At 63.6% G+C, this 14,598-nt stretch carries 16 protein-coding genes; 10 read left to right on the top strand and 6 right to left on the bottom strand.

Annotated features, from left to right (window positions below; translation table 11 throughout):
- The first annotated feature begins 5 nt into the window (after positions 1-5).
- Positions 6-686 (top strand): response regulator, encoded by a 681-nt coding sequence (locus tag ACN5AZ_RS14045; RefSeq protein WP_419429526.1) that lies wholly within the window; start codon positions 6-8, stop codon positions 684-686.
- 137 nt (positions 687-823) lie between these two features.
- Entirely contained in the window at positions 824-1,165 is a 342-nt protein-coding gene (locus ACN5AZ_RS14050) for a hypothetical protein (protein WP_419429527.1), read from the top strand.
- A gap of 61 nt (positions 1,166-1,226) precedes the next feature.
- Here the strand turns inward: ACN5AZ_RS14050 and ACN5AZ_RS14055 are convergent, their stop codons facing one another.
- From ACN5AZ_RS14055 to ACN5AZ_RS14075, 5 genes are read right to left on the bottom strand one after another with little or no spacing between them, the layout of a single operon-like run.
- A complete protein-coding gene (locus ACN5AZ_RS14055; protein WP_419429528.1) occupies positions 1,227-2,204 on the bottom strand; it encodes a bile acid:sodium symporter family protein in 978 nt (325 codons plus the stop codon).
- A gap of 23 nt (positions 2,205-2,227) precedes the next feature.
- Positions 2,228-3,817 carry a gamma-glutamyltransferase family protein gene (locus ACN5AZ_RS14060; protein ID WP_419429529.1) on the bottom strand — a complete coding sequence of 530 codons (1,590 nt, stop codon included), beginning with the start codon at positions 3,815-3,817 and terminating at the stop codon, positions 2,228-2,230.
- Complete coding sequence (locus ACN5AZ_RS14065; protein WP_419429530.1) at positions 3,801-5,312, bottom strand: tripartite tricarboxylate transporter permease; 1,512 nt, start codon at positions 5,310-5,312, stop codon at positions 3,801-3,803. The genes ACN5AZ_RS14060 and ACN5AZ_RS14065 overlap by 17 nt, the downstream gene beginning before the upstream one ends.
- Position 5,313: 1 nt before the next feature.
- The gene (locus ACN5AZ_RS14070) at positions 5,314-5,823 is read right to left on the bottom strand and encodes a tripartite tricarboxylate transporter TctB family protein (RefSeq protein WP_419429531.1); all 510 of its coding nucleotides are present in this window, start codon (positions 5,821-5,823) and stop codon (positions 5,314-5,316) included.
- Positions 5,820-6,767 (bottom strand): Bug family tripartite tricarboxylate transporter substrate binding protein, encoded by a 948-nt coding sequence (locus ACN5AZ_RS14075; protein ID WP_419429532.1) that lies wholly within the window; start codon positions 6,765-6,767, stop codon positions 5,820-5,822. The genes ACN5AZ_RS14070 and ACN5AZ_RS14075 overlap by 4 nt, the downstream gene beginning before the upstream one ends.
- A gap of 127 nt (positions 6,768-6,894) precedes the next feature.
- Here ACN5AZ_RS14075 and ACN5AZ_RS14080 point away from each other — a divergent pair, with 127 nt between their 5' ends.
- Positions 6,895-7,779: a LysR family transcriptional regulator gene (locus tag ACN5AZ_RS14080; protein WP_419429533.1), complete on the top strand. Its 885-nt coding sequence runs from the start codon at positions 6,895-6,897 to the stop codon at positions 7,777-7,779.
- 11 nt (positions 7,780-7,790) lie between these two features.
- Positions 7,791-8,435, top strand: a complete 645-nt coding sequence (locus ACN5AZ_RS14085; protein ID WP_419429534.1) for a nucleoside triphosphate hydrolase — start codon at positions 7,791-7,793, stop codon at positions 8,433-8,435.
- Between the two features lie 50 nt (positions 8,436-8,485).
- Here ACN5AZ_RS14085 and ACN5AZ_RS14090 read toward each other — a convergent pair whose 3' ends face one another.
- Positions 8,486-8,893, bottom strand: a complete 408-nt coding sequence (locus ACN5AZ_RS14090; RefSeq protein WP_419429535.1) for a c-type cytochrome — start codon at positions 8,891-8,893, stop codon at positions 8,486-8,488.
- A gap of 270 nt (positions 8,894-9,163) precedes the next feature.
- On the opposite strand from ACN5AZ_RS14090, the gene ACN5AZ_RS14095 reads away from it, so the two are divergent.
- From ACN5AZ_RS14095 to ACN5AZ_RS14120, 6 genes are all read left to right on the top strand, one after another.
- On the top strand, positions 9,164-10,399 hold the full coding sequence (locus ACN5AZ_RS14095; protein ID WP_419429683.1) for a lytic murein transglycosylase: 1,236 nt from the start codon (positions 9,164-9,166) through the stop codon (positions 10,397-10,399).
- Between the two features lie 53 nt (positions 10,400-10,452).
- Positions 10,453-11,238 (top strand): oxepin-CoA hydrolase, alternative type, encoded by a 786-nt coding sequence (locus ACN5AZ_RS14100; RefSeq protein WP_419429536.1) that lies wholly within the window; start codon positions 10,453-10,455, stop codon positions 11,236-11,238.
- A 153-nt stretch (positions 11,239-11,391) separates the two neighbouring features.
- A complete protein-coding gene (locus ACN5AZ_RS14105; protein WP_419429537.1) occupies positions 11,392-12,105 on the top strand; it encodes an ABC transporter permease in 714 nt (237 codons plus the stop codon).
- Complete coding sequence (locus ACN5AZ_RS14110; protein ID WP_419429538.1) at positions 12,098-12,835, top strand: ATP-binding cassette domain-containing protein; 738 nt, start codon at positions 12,098-12,100, stop codon at positions 12,833-12,835. The genes ACN5AZ_RS14105 and ACN5AZ_RS14110 overlap by 8 nt, the downstream gene beginning before the upstream one ends.
- A 24-nt stretch (positions 12,836-12,859) precedes the next feature.
- The gene (locus ACN5AZ_RS14115; protein ID WP_419429539.1) at positions 12,860-13,681 is read left to right on the top strand and encodes a substrate-binding domain-containing protein; all 822 of its coding nucleotides are present in this window, start codon (positions 12,860-12,862) and stop codon (positions 13,679-13,681) included.
- 42 nt (positions 13,682-13,723) lie between these two features.
- Positions 13,724-14,593, top strand: coding sequence for a substrate-binding domain-containing protein (locus tag ACN5AZ_RS14120; protein WP_419429540.1), 870 nt, complete (start codon positions 13,724-13,726; stop codon positions 14,591-14,593).
- Positions 14,594-14,598: the final 5 nt, after the last annotated feature.

Below are 14,598 nucleotides of genomic sequence, written 5' to 3' on the forward strand. Positions count from 1 at the left end.
CTGACATGGCCCCCCATATCCTGATCGTCGAAGACGAAATTGCGCTGGCCAACATCCTGCGCGACTATCTTGAAGCCGCTGACATGCAGGTCACCCACCTGTCTACGGGAGGGGAGGCCACAGAACGCGCCTTGTCCGACACTGTGGATCTGGTGGTTCTGGACCTGATGCTGCCCGAAGTGGACGGGCTGACGATCTGTCGACAGGTGCGGGCGGCGTCGGATGTGCCGATCATCATGACCACCGCCAAGGTCGAAGAGATCGACCGCCTGCTGGGGCTGGAGCTGGGGGCCGATGACTATATGTGCAAACCGTTTTCGCCGCGCGAACTGGTGGCACGCATCAAGGCTGTGCTGCGCCGCCGTCCCAGCAGCACCGATACGCAAGTGGATCGCCTGATGCTCGACCGTGAAAGCTGGCGGGCCACGGTGGATGGGCAGCGCGTTGATCTGACCCCGCGGGAATTCCGCCTGCTTGATACGCTGTCGGCCCGTCCGGGGCGGGTTTTCTCACGCGAGCAAATCCTTGATCTGGCGTTTCCCGATGATGCGGATGTCTTTGACCGCACCATCGACAGCCATATCCGCAACATCCGCCGCAAGCTGGCCGCAGTGGCCGAGGATTTCAGCCCGATCCGCTCCGTTTACGGCGTGGGCTACGCCTATGAGCCGCAGACCACCGACTGAGGGGCCACGCCAAAACCACAGTCGCAGAAAAATTCGCTTCTGCATGCTAGCTTCATCTTTGCTGCAACCTCGCTCGACTTTGGGGGGCTAATGCTTGGCCCACGGCCAACGGCCCCTATCGAGAGAGTGAGATACAGATGAAACCCAAGACCCAAATGCGCATGACCATCGCCGCGATCCTGATTGTTGGCAGCGTCGCGTCCTTGGCTGCGGCTGCCCTGCCCGTCTGGGCCGCAGGCAAGCAGACCTTTCTGACCAGCCAGGTCGACATGACCATTCTGGACAGCACCCAATTGGCGCAAAGCAAACAACGCCCGCAACGCCCACCGCAAGAGGCCATCGAAGCCTGTCAGGACAAAAAGTCGGGCGATGCCTGCAGCTTTGACGGGCGTGACGGCACCGAAAGCGGGACCTGTGTTTCGCCCCAGAGCAATGTACCGCCCGCCTGTGCCCCTGCGGGGCAACAGCAGCGCGGCTGATCTGGGACGACCGGCCGGAGCGATCCCTTGTTGCGGTCTCCAATCGCTCCGGCCAACACGTTTACGCAGTGGCGGCCACCGCCTCACGCGCTGCCTTTTGCGAGACAAAGGCACAGACCAGAAGCTGCGACATGTGGTAAATCATCAAGGGCAACACGATGGCCCCCACATCGCTGGCCGCGAACAGTGCGGTTGCAATGGGCAGACCAGAGGCGAGGCTTTTGGTTGATCCACAATAGAACAGCACCGCGCGGTCGGGCGCAGGCAACCCCGACAGGCGACCGGTCCAGACCATCAGCCCCATGGTGATCGCAAGGAACACCCAGACCACCGCAATCAACAACAACAAGGTTGTCACAGGGATCGCATCCCACAGACCCGACACCGTACCTGCGCTGAAGGCGGAATAGACGATCAGCAAGATCGCCCCGCGATCCACAACGGTGGTCAGCGTCTTATGACGTTTGACCAGCGCACCGACCCACGGGCGGGCAATCTGGCCGATGACAAAGGGCAACAGGATCTGGGTGGCGATCTTGACCACCGAATCCGTGCTGATGCCGCCTTCGCCGGTTTTCAAAAGCAGGGCCACCAACAGCGGGGTCAGCACCACGCCGATCAGGTTGGACACCGACGCCGCACAGATCGCCGCAGGCACGTTCCCCCCCGCGATGGAGGTGAACGCGATGGAGCTTTGCACCGTCGAGGGCAGCACCGCCAGAAACAGCAGCCCCAAGGTCACCGTTGCCCCCAGCACCGGACCCGCCAGCCACGCCAGCACAAAGCCCACAATCGGGAACATCACGTAGGTCGCCAGAAAGGTCATCCCCTGCAGGCGCCAGTTGGTCATCCCCTCGATCACCGATCCGGTGTCGAGCTTTGCGCCATACAAAAAGAACAGCAGCGCCACGGCCCAGAATGTCACATACCCCAAGGCGTCCGCCGCGATCCCTTGGGCCGGCAGCACCAGCCCAAGCGCGACGGTTGCCAACAGCAGCAACATGTAGGCATCGATCCCGATGCGTTTGAGATAGTTCATCAAAGTCCTCCCGCAGGGCCGGATCAGAATCCGGCGGCCTGCCCGTCTTTACGTGGGTCCGATCCGGCGGCATAGCCCCCATCGGGCAAGCGGTGCACCAGTTGCGCCCCACCAAACCCAAAGGCATTGTCCGGGCTTTCCACGGTGATCCGATGCCCGAGCGCGCGCAGGCCGTCCAGCACCTCGGGTGCAATCGCGGGTTCGCAGGCGACATCCAGCCCGTCGATCATGCGCCAACGCGGCGCATCGGCGGCGGTCTGCACGTCCTGATCCCAAAGCTGTGTGCGCAGCAACAGTTGCACATGACCTTGCGCCTGAATCGGCCCACCCATCATGCCAAAGGCCATCAGCGGCGCGCCGTTCTTCATCGCAAAGCCGGGGATGATGGTGTGGAAGGGGCGTTTGCCACCTGCCACGCAATTGGCATGACCCGGCGTGGTGTTGAACCCCGCGCCCCTGTTTTGCAGCGACACCCCCGTGCCCGGCACCACAACGCCCGACCCGAAACCGGCATAGTTCGACTGGATAAAGCTGACCATCATCCCCGAGGCATCCGCCGTGTTCAGCAAGACGGTGCCGCCGCGTTTGGGCGCGCCTGCGCCATGGTCCACCGCCCGCGTGGGATCGATCAGCGCCGCGCGGGATTTCAAATAGGTCGGGTCCAGCAGGGCGGTCTCGTCGATCTCTGTCATGTGGTCGCGATCCGCGACATAGGCATGCAGGTCACGGTAGGCCAGCTTGATCGCCTCGATCTGCAAATGGATCGCCTGCACATCATCCGGCCCGTAGGAGCGGATATCCGTGTGTTCCAGAATGCCCAAAGCCATGAGCGCGGCGACCCCCTGCCCGTTTGGCGGGATCTCGTGCAGTTCGGTATCCCCGAATTCCGCGCTGATCGTGCCGCACCAATCGGGCTTGTGCGCGGCCATATCCTCGACCGTCAGTGCGCCGCCGTGGCTTTGGATGAAACTGGCGATCTCCTCAGCAATCTCACCTTCGTAGAAGGCACGCCCGTTGGTTTCCGCGATGGCACGCAGGGTGCGCGCGGCACCGGGGTTGCGGAACCGCTCGCCCGCTTTGGGGGCGCGCCCCTCCGGCAGGAAGGTCTCGGCAAAACCGGGGTGGTCGGCGAATGTTTCCGCCGCAATGGACCAAAGCCGCGCAATGGTGGGCGACACGATAAAGCCATCCTCGGCATAGGCGATGGCCGGGGCCAGTACCGTCGCAAGCCCCAGCTTGCCGAACTTCTGCGACAGCGCGACCCACGCGCTGACAGCGCCCGGAACGGTGACCGTATCAACGCCGGTGTCGGGCATCCCGTCGGGAAACCGCTCCGGCGACCAGGCGGCAGGGGCTCGGCCAGAGGCATTCAGCCCGTGCAGCTCTTTGCCATCCCACAGGATGCAAAAGGCGTCAGAGCCCAGACCATTGCCCGAAGGTTCGACCACGGTCAGAACCGCAGCGGTGGCCAAGGCGGCATCAACGGCATTGCCGCCCTGCTGCAAGATGGTCAGGCCCGCCTGCGTGGCGAGGGGCTGCGAGGTTGCAACCACATTGTCAGCCAGAACGGGCGACCGGCGGGACGGGTAGACGGGATCATGACGCAGTTGCATCGGAAGTCCTCTCGTGTCGAGATTTAAGGTGCGCGCGCACGGCCCATGCGATGGAAAGCACGGCGGCAATCAGGAAAATCAGGCTGATGGGGCGGGTGACAAACAGCAAAGGATCGTCATCGGTCATCAGCGCCCGGCGCAGATTGGTTTCCGCAATCGGGCCAAGGATGACGCCCAGAACCAGCGGCGCCAGCGCATAGCCAAGCGCGCGCAGCGCGTAGCCCACAACGCCAATCGCGGCCAGCAGGTACAGATCCGTCACGCGGTTGTTCAGCGCAAACGCCCCCACCACACAGCAAACCATCACCGCAGGCACGATCAGCCATTTCGGGATCTCTGCCACGCGCAGGAACAGGCGCATCGACAGCACCGACACGACCAGCATCATCAGCGAGGCGACAGCCATCGCAATGAACATGCCGTAGACCAGATCACCGTGATCCATGATCAGACGGGGGCCTACGGAAATGCCGTGCACCATCAACGATGCCATCAGGATGGCATCCACCGCAGAGCCGGGAATGCCCAGCCCGATCAGCGGGATCAAACCGCCGCCTGCGGTGGCCGAATTCCCCGCCTCGGACGCCACAACCCCGTCAGGGTTGCCCTTGCCAAAGCTGTCAGGCGTTTTGGAGGCGCGTTTGGCCTGATCATAAGCCACAAGGTTGGCGATGGACCCGCCCGCACCGGGCAGCGCGCCAATCAAAACGCCCACAACAGAGGACCGGATCAGGTTGACCGGACGCATCAGCACCTCGCGCATGACTTTCCATGTCTGGAAATCGATGGCGCCGGTGACCAGCGCATTGCCTGACCGGACCGATGCGGCGTCCTCGACCTCGGACACCAGCTGCGAGATCGCGAAGATCCCGATGAGCACCACCAGAAACGGCAGGCCGGTTTCCAGCATCTCGATCCCGAAATCGAACCGTGGCCGCCCCATGATGGGGTCGGTGCCGACAGTCGACATGGCCAGACCGATCAGACCCGCCAGCAGACCGCGCACCACGGACTGGCCCACAAGGCTTGCCACGATGGTCAGGGCAAAGACGATCAGCGAAAAATACTCCCACGGGCCAAGTTTGACCGCGAACATCGCCAAGGGCGGTGCCGCGACGATCAGAACCAGCGTGGACAGGATGGTGCCGAAAAACGACGCCCAGACCCCAAGCGACAGGGCGCGCCCCGGCTCTCCATTGCGGGCCATGGGAAAGGCGTCAAACGTTGTCGCAACCGAGGACGGGGTGCCCGGAATGCCCAGAAGCGCGGCAGAAATCAGACCGCCGGTGTAGCCCCCGACATAGACCGACAGCATGACCGCAATGCCTTGCAGCGGCTCCATCGTGAAGGTCAGCGGCAAGGTCAGGACAATCGCCATGGTCACGGTAAAGCCCGGAATGGCAGCGGCAATGATGCCTGCAACCGATCCCGCCAGCATAAAGACCAGCGTCGACAGGGTGAAAATCTGCGCAATTGCCGATGCAAAATCTGCCATCTCAGAACACTCCGCGCGGCAAGAAGACGGTAAAGCCTTCGGCGAACAGCCAGTTCAGACCGAAGGAAAAGACCAGCGCCACGGCCAGCGCGATGGACACGGTGACAGGTCCACGCGGCATCAGCACCATTTGCAGGCCGAAGACAAAGACAAGGCTTGCCCATTCAAAGCCCGCCACAGGAATGGCAAGGATATAGACGCCAAAGGCGATCAGGCAGACAAAGACCAAAGCCCGCCGTTTGACCCAGGCTGCGGTCTGCGCCCCGAAGGCCCCCCACGCGTGGCGCGGGATCTTGCGCAGCGCGTCGACGATGGCAATGCCCGCCACCAAGACGATTGCGCCAAAGACCGCGCGCGGGAACGCGCCCGCGCCCAGTGTTTCAAACCGCGATGTGGGGATGGCACCTGCGGACACAAATAGCGCCGCCGACACCAGCCCGATCACGATGTAGCTGAGAAGGCGGGCAATCTCGCCCGCCTCCCGTACCTTGGTGTCAGGCGTGTTGCTCACGGTGCAAGAACCTCGGACAGGGATTTCACGGTCGCGTCGAGTGCGGCGAGATAATCGCGATAGCCCTCTTGGCCGCGGAACATTACGTCGGCACCGGCATTATTGGTCTGCTCAATGTAGGTCGGGTCCTTGGACAGCTCTTCCAATGCCGCCTCCATTGTGGCGCGCGCGGCCTCGGGTGCGCCGCCGGGCATGACGATGCCACGGGTGACCATCAGCTCCAGATCGCTGCCCAGCTCTTTAAATGTCGGCACATCAGGCACAGCATCTAGACGGTCGGTGGAGCCTGCGGCGAGGAATACCAGATCGCCGTTTTCGACGAACTGCAACGACGACGAGATATCACCGATGGCGATGTCCAGATTGCCGCCGACCAGCGCACGAATGCGTTCGCCGGTGCCCTCGTAGCCCACGTATTTGAACTGCAGATCATAGGCCTGTTCGATCATCGCCGCGTGCAGATGCGGCACACCGCCCAAGGTCACGCCGATTGTGATCTCGCCGGGGTGCGCCTTGGCGTAGTCAACGAATTCCTCGAACGTGCTGTAGTCTTCGGTGGGATGCGCCACGAGGAACTGCGGCGAGGCGGTCATCAGCGCGATCGGATCGAAATCGTCCCATGCCAGATCGGTGACGCCGGTTTCGGTCGCAACCAGCAGACCTTCGTGCACCAGCGAGATGGTGTAGCCGTCCGCATCGCGGCGCGACACTTCGCGCAGACCCACGGTGCCGCCCACGCCGGGCATATTGATGATCGGCATGTCCACGCCAAGGTAGGGCTCGATGTTGCCCGCCACCAGACGCATCAGCGTGTCGGACCCGCCACCGGGCGACCACGGCACGATGAATTCGACGGCGCGATCAGGATAATCCTGTGCGGCGGCAGGTGTGGCAATCGCCGTCGCAGCGGCAAAGAGGGCAGCGAGCCCGGTGCGGAATGTCATGGAATATCTCCCTGTAAGGAAAGGCGGTACGCCGCCCTGTTTGTGATTTCAAAACGCTACCACAAGAGTTTCCTACACAAAGCGCGAATTATTTGCCTTTAAAGTAAGATTTGCTTAACTTATGGTGATGGACACGCGACAACTCGAAACCTTTCTTGCGGTGGTGCAGCACGGTGGATTTGCCGCAGCGGCCCGCGCTGTGCATCTGACGCCCTCTGCGGTCAGCCAGCAGATCTCGGCTTTAGAGGCGGAGATGGGCGCCGAATTGTTCGACCGTTCCCGCCGTCCGCCCGCCCTGACCACGAAGGGGTCAGAGGTGCTGCGCGCGGCCACCGCCATCACCCGCATCGCCCGCGAGACAAAGGCCACCGTCGCCGGGGGCGAGGTGCGCGGTACGCTGGCCTTTGGCACGCTGCGCACCGGCGCCAGCAGCATCGTTCCGCGCGCCTTGGCCGATGTGAAATCGGGCTACCCCGAGCTCGATTTTCGCCTGCGCATCGGCATGTCCGAGGAACTGATGTCCGAGGTCGCATCAGGGCAGCTTGACGGGGCGCTGGTGGCCGATCACGTGGCGGTCCCGCCCAGCCTGCGCTGGACGCCGGTTGTGTCCGAGCCGCTGGTGGTGGTCATGCCGCCGGGCGTGTCGGGCAAGACGCTTGAGCAACTGGTGCGCCATGTGCCCTACATCCGCTACCGCACGCGTGTCCCCTTAGCGCGCCAGATCGATACAGAGATTGCACGGCTCGGCGTGACCCCGCGACAGGTCGTATCCGTCAACACAATGACGGCCGTGGTGGGCTGCGTGCGGGCGGGGCTGGGATTTGCAATCATTCCGTATGTGGCGTTGCAGGATGCGTTGACCTCATCGCTGGGATGGTTTCCCTTTGGCGCGCCGCCGCTGCATCGCAGGCTGGGCGTGGTCCAGCGCCCCGATTCTCGCCGCGCGGAGGTGCTCGCAACGCTCAGCGAAGCGTTGCACCGCGCGGGCCAACCCATTGACGACAACGACTGAAAGACCGCGCCATGACAAAAACCACCGCGACCACGCTGGATGATCTTGCGGCGCGCGCCATATCGCTCGCCGCTGAAGGACGGCGCACATTTATCGCCATCGCAGGCGCGCCCGGATCGGGAAAAAGCACCACGGTGGAGCGTCTCGCCCAACGCATACAGGCGCAAATGCCCGATGCGACCGCGATCCTGCCGATGGACGGCTTTCACTATGACGATGCGGTCCTGCACGCGCGCGGGCGCCATCCGTGGAAAGGCGCGCCCGATACCTTCGACACAGGCGGATTGCTCAGCGTTTTGCGCAGGTTGCGCGACGCGAATGAGGGCTCGGTCGCCGTTCCGGTTTTTGACCGCGATCTTGAAATTTCACGCGGGTCTGCCCGGCTGATTGCGCGCGACACCCCCATCATTCTGGTCGAAGGGAACTACCTGCTGCTGAACCAGCACCCGTGGACCGACCTGCACCCGATGTTCGATCTGACCGTGATGATCGACGTGCCGGAGGCAGAGCTTGCCCGCCGTTTGCGCGCCCGCTGGAACGGCTACGGCCTGAGCGCGGCAGACATCCAGACCAAGCTGGAACACAACGACCTGCCCAACGGACGTTTGGTTGCCACCCAAAGCATCCCCGCCGATCTGACACTGACCCAAAAATAAACCCCGCCCCGGCTGAACCGGAACGGGGCGATACCTAATCTGGCGGCAGATTATTCCGCAGGCGCCTCACCAAAGGTCGCAAGGTAGGCGATCACGTTGGTGCGCTCTTCCTCTTTGCGCAGACCGGCAAAGGCCATCTTTGTCCCCTTCGCGTAATCACGCGGCTTTTCCAGAAACGCTGCAAGCTCTTCGGGGGTCCAAGTCTTGCCCTCTGCGTTCATCTCCTGGAACACGTTGGAGTAGCGAAAATCCTCGACCGCGCCGACGGGGCCATTCACGATGCCGTTCAACACCGGGCCCACGCGGTTCTTGGCGTCTTCACCGACCTGATGGCAGGCTTTGCATTTGTTGAACACACGCTCGCCTGCCTCGGCGTCACCGGGCACGGCGTGGCTTTCGGCCAGACCCATCACGGGGAGGACGGCCAGAAAGCTGGCGGCGATTGCTTGCTTGATCATGACGTACCTTTCGGTTTCCTGTTTCTTCCGCACCTGTGGGACCGTCCGGCCGCCACGATTGCGCTGTCCTTGCACATCTAATGGCGCGGCGCGGAAAATCCACCGATGCACCTGCGCGACCAAACGGCAGGCTCGGACCAGACAATAAACCACGCGCCCGATTTGTCCGGTGGTTAGAACGTCGCAGGGGCGGCGCGGCATTTTACGGATGCGGCGCAGGTGTCCAGCCGCTAGGCTGCATGCACCCGCAAGATGGATTGGATGCCGATGATGTTGACCCGTGTTGTGTTCTGTCTGTGTCTGTGGATCTGCGCTCTGCCCGCCCATGCGCAAAACCGCGCAGCGGTTGAGGCGCAGTATCAGAACTGGCTTACCCAAACGGTCTGGCCGCGTGCGCGCCGCGCCGGTGTCTCGCAAGGCACGTTTCGCAACGCCTTTGACGGGGTGCGGCTGAACTGGGATCTGCCTGATCTGGTGCCCCCCGGTGCAGCCCCGCCCAAACAACAGCGCCAACGGCAGGCGGAATTCGGCAATCCTGCCAAGTATTTCAGCCGTGGCGGGCTGGATGGCGCGACCACGCAGGGGCGCCGCATGGCCGCGCGCCATGCGCAGGCCTTGGCACGCGCAGAACAGACCTATGGCGTGCCGGGGCGGATCATTCTGGGCATCTGGGGCCGTGAAAGCGCCTATGGCGCGGCGCCGATCCCGCACAACGCCTTTGAGGTACTGGGCACCAAGGGCTTCATGTCCACCCGCGCCCCTTATTTCACCGATGAGCTGATCGCCCTGCTGCAAATCGCCGAGGCCCGACACGCCCCCGCCGGTCAAATGCGCAGCAGCTGGGCGGGCGCATTGGGGCAGCCGCAGTTCATGCCCTCGAACTTTCTGAAATACGCCGCCGATGGCAATGGCGACGGACGGGCCGACATCTGGCAGTCCGAGGCCGACACCATCGCGTCGATTGCCCGCTACCTGCAGGCCCATGGCTGGCAAAGCGGGCGGGACTGGGGGTTCGAGGTCGAGGTCCCGAGTTCCGTCAGCTGCGCCATGGAAGGTCCCGACGGCATGCGCCCCATCGCGGATTGGGTCAAAATGGGCATCACCCGTGTGGGCGGAAAGACCTTTCCGGCGGCGGAATTGCGGGCCAAGGGGTCCCTGCTTATGCCCGCAGGTCGCTATGGTCCGGCCTTTATCGTCACGCCGAATTTCTATGTACTCAAGGATTACAACACCAGCGATCTCTATGCGCTGTTTGTTGGCCACGTGGGCGACCGCATCCAATACGGGATGGGTGATTTCAACGGATCTTGGCGGCAAACGGGCGCGCTGTTGCGGTCAGACGTGGCGCAGATGCAGCGCGCGCTGGAACGGATGGGCCATGACGTGGGCGGCGCGGACGGTTTGGCGGGGTTCAAAACCCGCCGGTCCATCGGCAAATGGCAACAGGCCAGCGGCCAGCCCGCCACCTGCTGGCCCACACCAGAGATGAGAAAGACGCTGCGATAGCTTGCACTTAGGGCGGCTTGGGGTTTGACTGCCTCCCATTCGGGAGGAAAAGCATGACAGAATCATCTATTGACAGCCAGTGGAACGGGCCGGTCCTGACCCTGACGATCAACGGCCCCCAAAGCCGCAATTCGATCAGCGGACCACAGTTTGACGCATTGCGCGCGACGGTTATCGACGCGCCTTTGCAGGGCGCGCGGGCCATCGTGATCACCGGCGCGGCGGGCTATTTCTGCTCCGGCGGCAACATCCATAAGCTCAAGGAAAGCGCTGCGCGCCCCCGTGCGCAGTCCGCTGCCGGTACGGATGCGCTGAACGCCATGATACGCGCGGTGCATGATGCGCCGGTGCCGGTGATCTGCGCGATGGAGGGGGGCGCGGCTGGTGCCGGGGCGTCGCTGGCGCTGGCCTGCGATATGATCGTCGCGGCGGAGGGGGCCTCGCTCGTGATTGCCTATGTCAAGGTGGGCCTGTCCCCCGATGGCGGCGCGACCCATTTCCTGCGCAGCGCCCTGCCCCGCCAACTGGCGATGGAGATGTGTCTGCTCGGGCGTCCGATGCCGGTGGAACGGCTGCATCAATTCGGCGTGGTCAACGAAGTGGTGGCCAAGGGCGCGGCATTGGCGCAGGCCACTGACTTGGCCGCCCGTCTCGCCCGCGGTCCTGCACAGGCCATCGCCACCATCAAACACGAGGTCAACACAGCCCCCCGCAACGATCTGCTGACCCATCTCGCGCTGGAGGCGGACGGCATCAACCGCGCGCGCTACGGCGCTGAAGCGGCCGAGGGGCTGGCGGCCTTTCTGGAAAAACGCAAACCGGACTTCCCCAGCGCATAATCTTGCATAATTTCCCTCACAGGTATTTTCGCCGGACAGCTTGTCCAAGCGTCGCTCTGCAATAGAACATGCTATGGACAAGCATTCCCTTGCAGAGAGCGCTCTGCCACAGGTAGTTTTGGCCCAAGGGAGACAGCCGAAAGGTCGGAGAATATGCAGGATTTCGGAGAGGCCTTCGCGCTTGCCTTTGGGCTGGTGCTGCGTCCTTCGGGCGATCTTCTGGAGATCGTCGGCCTGTCGTTGCAGGTCAGCCTGTCCGCCTGTCTGCTTGCTTGCCTGATCGGCCTGCCTTTGGGGGCCTGTCTGGCGGTCAGCCGGTTTCGCGGGCGCGGCGCGGCCTTGGTGTTGCTCAACGCGCTGATGGGATTGCCGCCGGTGGTGGTGGGGCTGCTGGTGTACCTCGCATTGTCGCGGGCAGGTCCGCTGGGGTTTCTTGGACTTCTCTATACCCCCGGCGCGATGATCCTTGCACAGACCATTCTGATCACGCCCATCGTAGCGGCCCTGTCGCGGCAGGTTCTGGAAACCCTGCATGCCGAATACGCCGACCAGTTCCGGTCGCTGTGCCTGACCCCGTGGCAAACCATGTCAGCGCTTTTGTGGGATGCGCGCGCCGCGCTTGTGACCGTCGCCTTGGCCGGGTTCGGGCGCGCTGTGGCCGAGGTCGGCGCGGTCATGATCGTTGGCGGCAATATCGACCATCTGACCCGCGTAATGACCACAGCCATTGCGCTGGAAACCTCCAAGGGGGAGTTGGCGCTCGCGCTCGCGCTGGGTGTGGTTTTGATGTTCATCGCGCTGGCCGTGAATGCCGCCGTCCAGTTGCTGCGACTGCGCGACACCACGCCGGAGGCCGCGCATGCGTGATCTCGGGATGCTCAGTGGCGTGGTCCAGCGGGGCAGCCCGCCTTTGCGGATGCGCGGTGTCGGCCTGACCCTTGGCGGTCGGCGGGTGCTACAGGATCTTGACCTTACGCTTGATACGCCCGGCATCACCGTGCTGATGGGGCCGAACGGCACGGGCAAAACGCAGGCGCTGCGGGTGATGCACGGACTGCAGGCCCCCGATCGCGGGCAGGTCCACTGGGGTGATACCCCCGCCGCGCAAGCCACAGCGCGCCAAGCGCTGGTGTTCCAGAAACCCGTCCTGCTGCGCCGCTCGGTCGCCGCCAATATTGATTTTGTCCTGAAGGCGCGGGGACGCGACCGCAGCCTTGGGCCCGCGCTGTTGGAACACGTAGGCCTTGCGGACAAGGCCCGCCAACCGGCGCGCGCCCTGTCCGGCGGAGAGGCACAGCGCCTTGCATTGGCGCGCGCGCTGGCCCTGTCGCCAGAGGCGCTGTTGCTGGATGAACCGACCGCCAGCCTTGATCCCGCATCGGTCATGGCCATCGAAGGCATCATCGCGCAGGCCAGTGCCAGCGGCGTGAAGGTCATCCTTGTGACCCATGACATCGGGCAGGCCCGACGACTGGCCGATGATGTGGTGTTCCTGCATCGCGGTCAGGTCATGGAACACAGCCCCGCCATTCAGTTTTTTCCCCGTCCCAGCAGCGCTGCGGCGCGGGATTTCATCAACGGCAGGATTGTCGTGTGACCCACTAACCGATTGGGAGACATCATGAAGCTTGTACAATTGACGCTGGCAGCCCTGCTGGCGACGCCCTCTGTTTGCCTTGCGGCAGAGGGGTCGATTATCGTGCAATCCACCACCTCGACCGCCAATTCCGGTCTGTATGACCACCTGCTGCCCGCCTTCACCGACGCCACCGGCATCACCGTGAATGTCGTGGCTGTCGGCACGGGTCAGGCAATCAAAAACGCGGCGAATTGTGATGGCGATCTGCTGCTGGTGCACGCCAAACCCGCCGAGGAAAGCTTTGTCGCGGATGGCTTTGGCACCCAGCGGACGGATCTGATGTACAACGATTTCGTCATTGTCGGCCCCGCCGATGACCCCGCAGGGATCGCAGGCAGCACGGATGTCACAGCGGCCCTGTCGACGTTGGCGGAAAGCGGCGCGCTCTTTGCCTCGCGCGGGGATGACAGCGGCACCCACAAGAAAGAGCTGGCGTTGTGGCAAGACGCGGGCGTCGACCCCGCTGCGGGGTCCGGCACATGGTACCGCGAGACCGGATCGGGCATGGGGGCTACGCTGAACGCCGGGCTGGGCATGGGCGCCTATGTGATGACCGACCGCGCCACTTGGATCAGCTTTGGCAACAAACAGGACTACCAGATCGCGGTGCAGGGCGATGACGCGATGTTCAACCAATACGGCGTCATTCCGGTCAACCCCGAGGCCTGCCCGCAGGTGAATTTCGACGCAGCCAGCGTCTTTGCCGATTGGCTGCTGTCACCGCCGGGCCAAGAGGCCATCGCCGCCTATCAGGTGGACGGACAACAGCTGTTCTTTCCCAACGCGCCCGAACAAGGTAGCTAGGTCGGCGGGCATGCCGGTCCCGACCGGGGTTAAGGAGGGCCAATGGCAGAGCATGAATTCCTGACAGTTCCGGAACTGGCCGAGCTGTTGCGCCTGAAGGATCGCAAGATCTACGACCTCGCCGCCACGGGCGAGGTCCCCTGCACCCGCGCCACGGGCAAGCTGTTGTTTCCGGTGGCAGGCATTCGGGCGTGGTTGGACACACATTCCAGCGGCGCGGTGTCGAAACCGCCGCGCCCTGCGGTGATGTTGGGCAGCCACGATCCCCTGCTGGATTGGGCGATCCGTGAATCCCGCTGTGGCCTTGCCACATACTTCGACGGCTCCTCTGACGGGATTGCCCGCTTTCGCCGCCGTGAAGGGGTGGCTGCGGGGCTGCATCTTCTCGACCCGGAGGGCCGCGAATGGAACACGCCGCGCGTGGCGCGGGATTGCGCGGGGCAGAACGCCGTTCTGGTGCGTTTTGCCACGCGGGCGCGGGGATTGGTTCTGGGCCGCGATGCGACGGGGATCACAGGCATGGGTGATCTTGCCGGACGGCGGATCGTGCCCCGACAGCCCGAATCCGGCAGCGACGTGCTGTTCGCACAGCTTGCCCGTGACGCGGGACTGTCGCTCGACAGCCTTGAACACACAGACATCGCGCGCACGGAAACCGAAGCGGTTCAGGCGCTGGCACGGGGCGAGGCCTGCGCCACGCTGGGACTGGAATCCGTGGCCCGCGATTTTGGTCTGCCCTTCGTCCCGCTGATCGAGGAACGCTATGATCTGATCGTAAACCGTCGCGCGTGGTTCGACACCCCATTGCAACGTCTGATGGTTTTCTGCCAATCAGAGGCCATGCAGGCACGGGCGGACCGGATGGGTGGATACGACCTGACCGGCTTGGGCACCGTGCGCTGGAACGCCTGAGGAGA

Source organism: Sagittula sp. SSi028 (assembly GCF_048553715.1).
GTDB lineage: Bacteria > Pseudomonadota > Alphaproteobacteria > Rhodobacterales > Rhodobacteraceae > Sagittula.

What these genes read in the sequence shown, in the direction of transcription:
- ACN5AZ_RS14045 (WP_419429526.1), top strand. Translation starts at nt 6, where the DNA reads ATGGCCCCCCATATCCTGATCGTCGAAGACGAAATTGCGCTGGCCAAC.
- ACN5AZ_RS14050 (WP_419429527.1), top strand. Translation starts at nt 824, where the DNA reads ATGAAACCCAAGACCCAAATGCGCATGACCATCGCCGCGATCCTGATT.
- ACN5AZ_RS14055 (WP_419429528.1), bottom strand. Translation starts at nt 2,204, where the DNA reads ATGAACTATCTCAAACGCATCGGGATCGATGCCTACATGTTGCTGCTG.
- ACN5AZ_RS14060 (WP_419429529.1), bottom strand. Translation starts at nt 3,817, where the DNA reads ATGCAACTGCGTCATGATCCCGTCTACCCGTCCCGCCGGTCGCCCGTT.
- ACN5AZ_RS14065 (WP_419429530.1), bottom strand. Translation starts at nt 5,312, where the DNA reads ATGGCAGATTTTGCATCGGCAATTGCGCAGATTTTCACCCTGTCGACG.
- ACN5AZ_RS14075 (WP_419429532.1), bottom strand. Translation starts at nt 6,767, where the DNA reads ATGACATTCCGCACCGGGCTCGCTGCCCTCTTTGCCGCTGCGACGGCG.
- ACN5AZ_RS14080 (WP_419429533.1), top strand. Translation starts at nt 6,895, where the DNA reads ATGGACACGCGACAACTCGAAACCTTTCTTGCGGTGGTGCAGCACGGT.
- ACN5AZ_RS14085 (WP_419429534.1), top strand. Translation starts at nt 7,791, where the DNA reads ATGACAAAAACCACCGCGACCACGCTGGATGATCTTGCGGCGCGCGCC.
- ACN5AZ_RS14090 (WP_419429535.1), bottom strand. Translation starts at nt 8,893, where the DNA reads ATGATCAAGCAAGCAATCGCCGCCAGCTTTCTGGCCGTCCTCCCCGTG.
- ACN5AZ_RS14095 (WP_419429683.1), top strand. Translation starts at nt 9,164, where the DNA reads ATGTTGACCCGTGTTGTGTTCTGTCTGTGTCTGTGGATCTGCGCTCTG.
- ACN5AZ_RS14100 (WP_419429536.1), top strand. Translation starts at nt 10,453, where the DNA reads ATGACAGAATCATCTATTGACAGCCAGTGGAACGGGCCGGTCCTGACC.
- ACN5AZ_RS14105 (WP_419429537.1), top strand. Translation starts at nt 11,392, where the DNA reads ATGCAGGATTTCGGAGAGGCCTTCGCGCTTGCCTTTGGGCTGGTGCTG.
- ACN5AZ_RS14110 (WP_419429538.1), top strand. Translation starts at nt 12,098, where the DNA reads ATGCGTGATCTCGGGATGCTCAGTGGCGTGGTCCAGCGGGGCAGCCCG.
- ACN5AZ_RS14115 (WP_419429539.1), top strand. Translation starts at nt 12,860, where the DNA reads ATGAAGCTTGTACAATTGACGCTGGCAGCCCTGCTGGCGACGCCCTCT.
- ACN5AZ_RS14120 (WP_419429540.1), top strand. Translation starts at nt 13,724, where the DNA reads ATGGCAGAGCATGAATTCCTGACAGTTCCGGAACTGGCCGAGCTGTTG.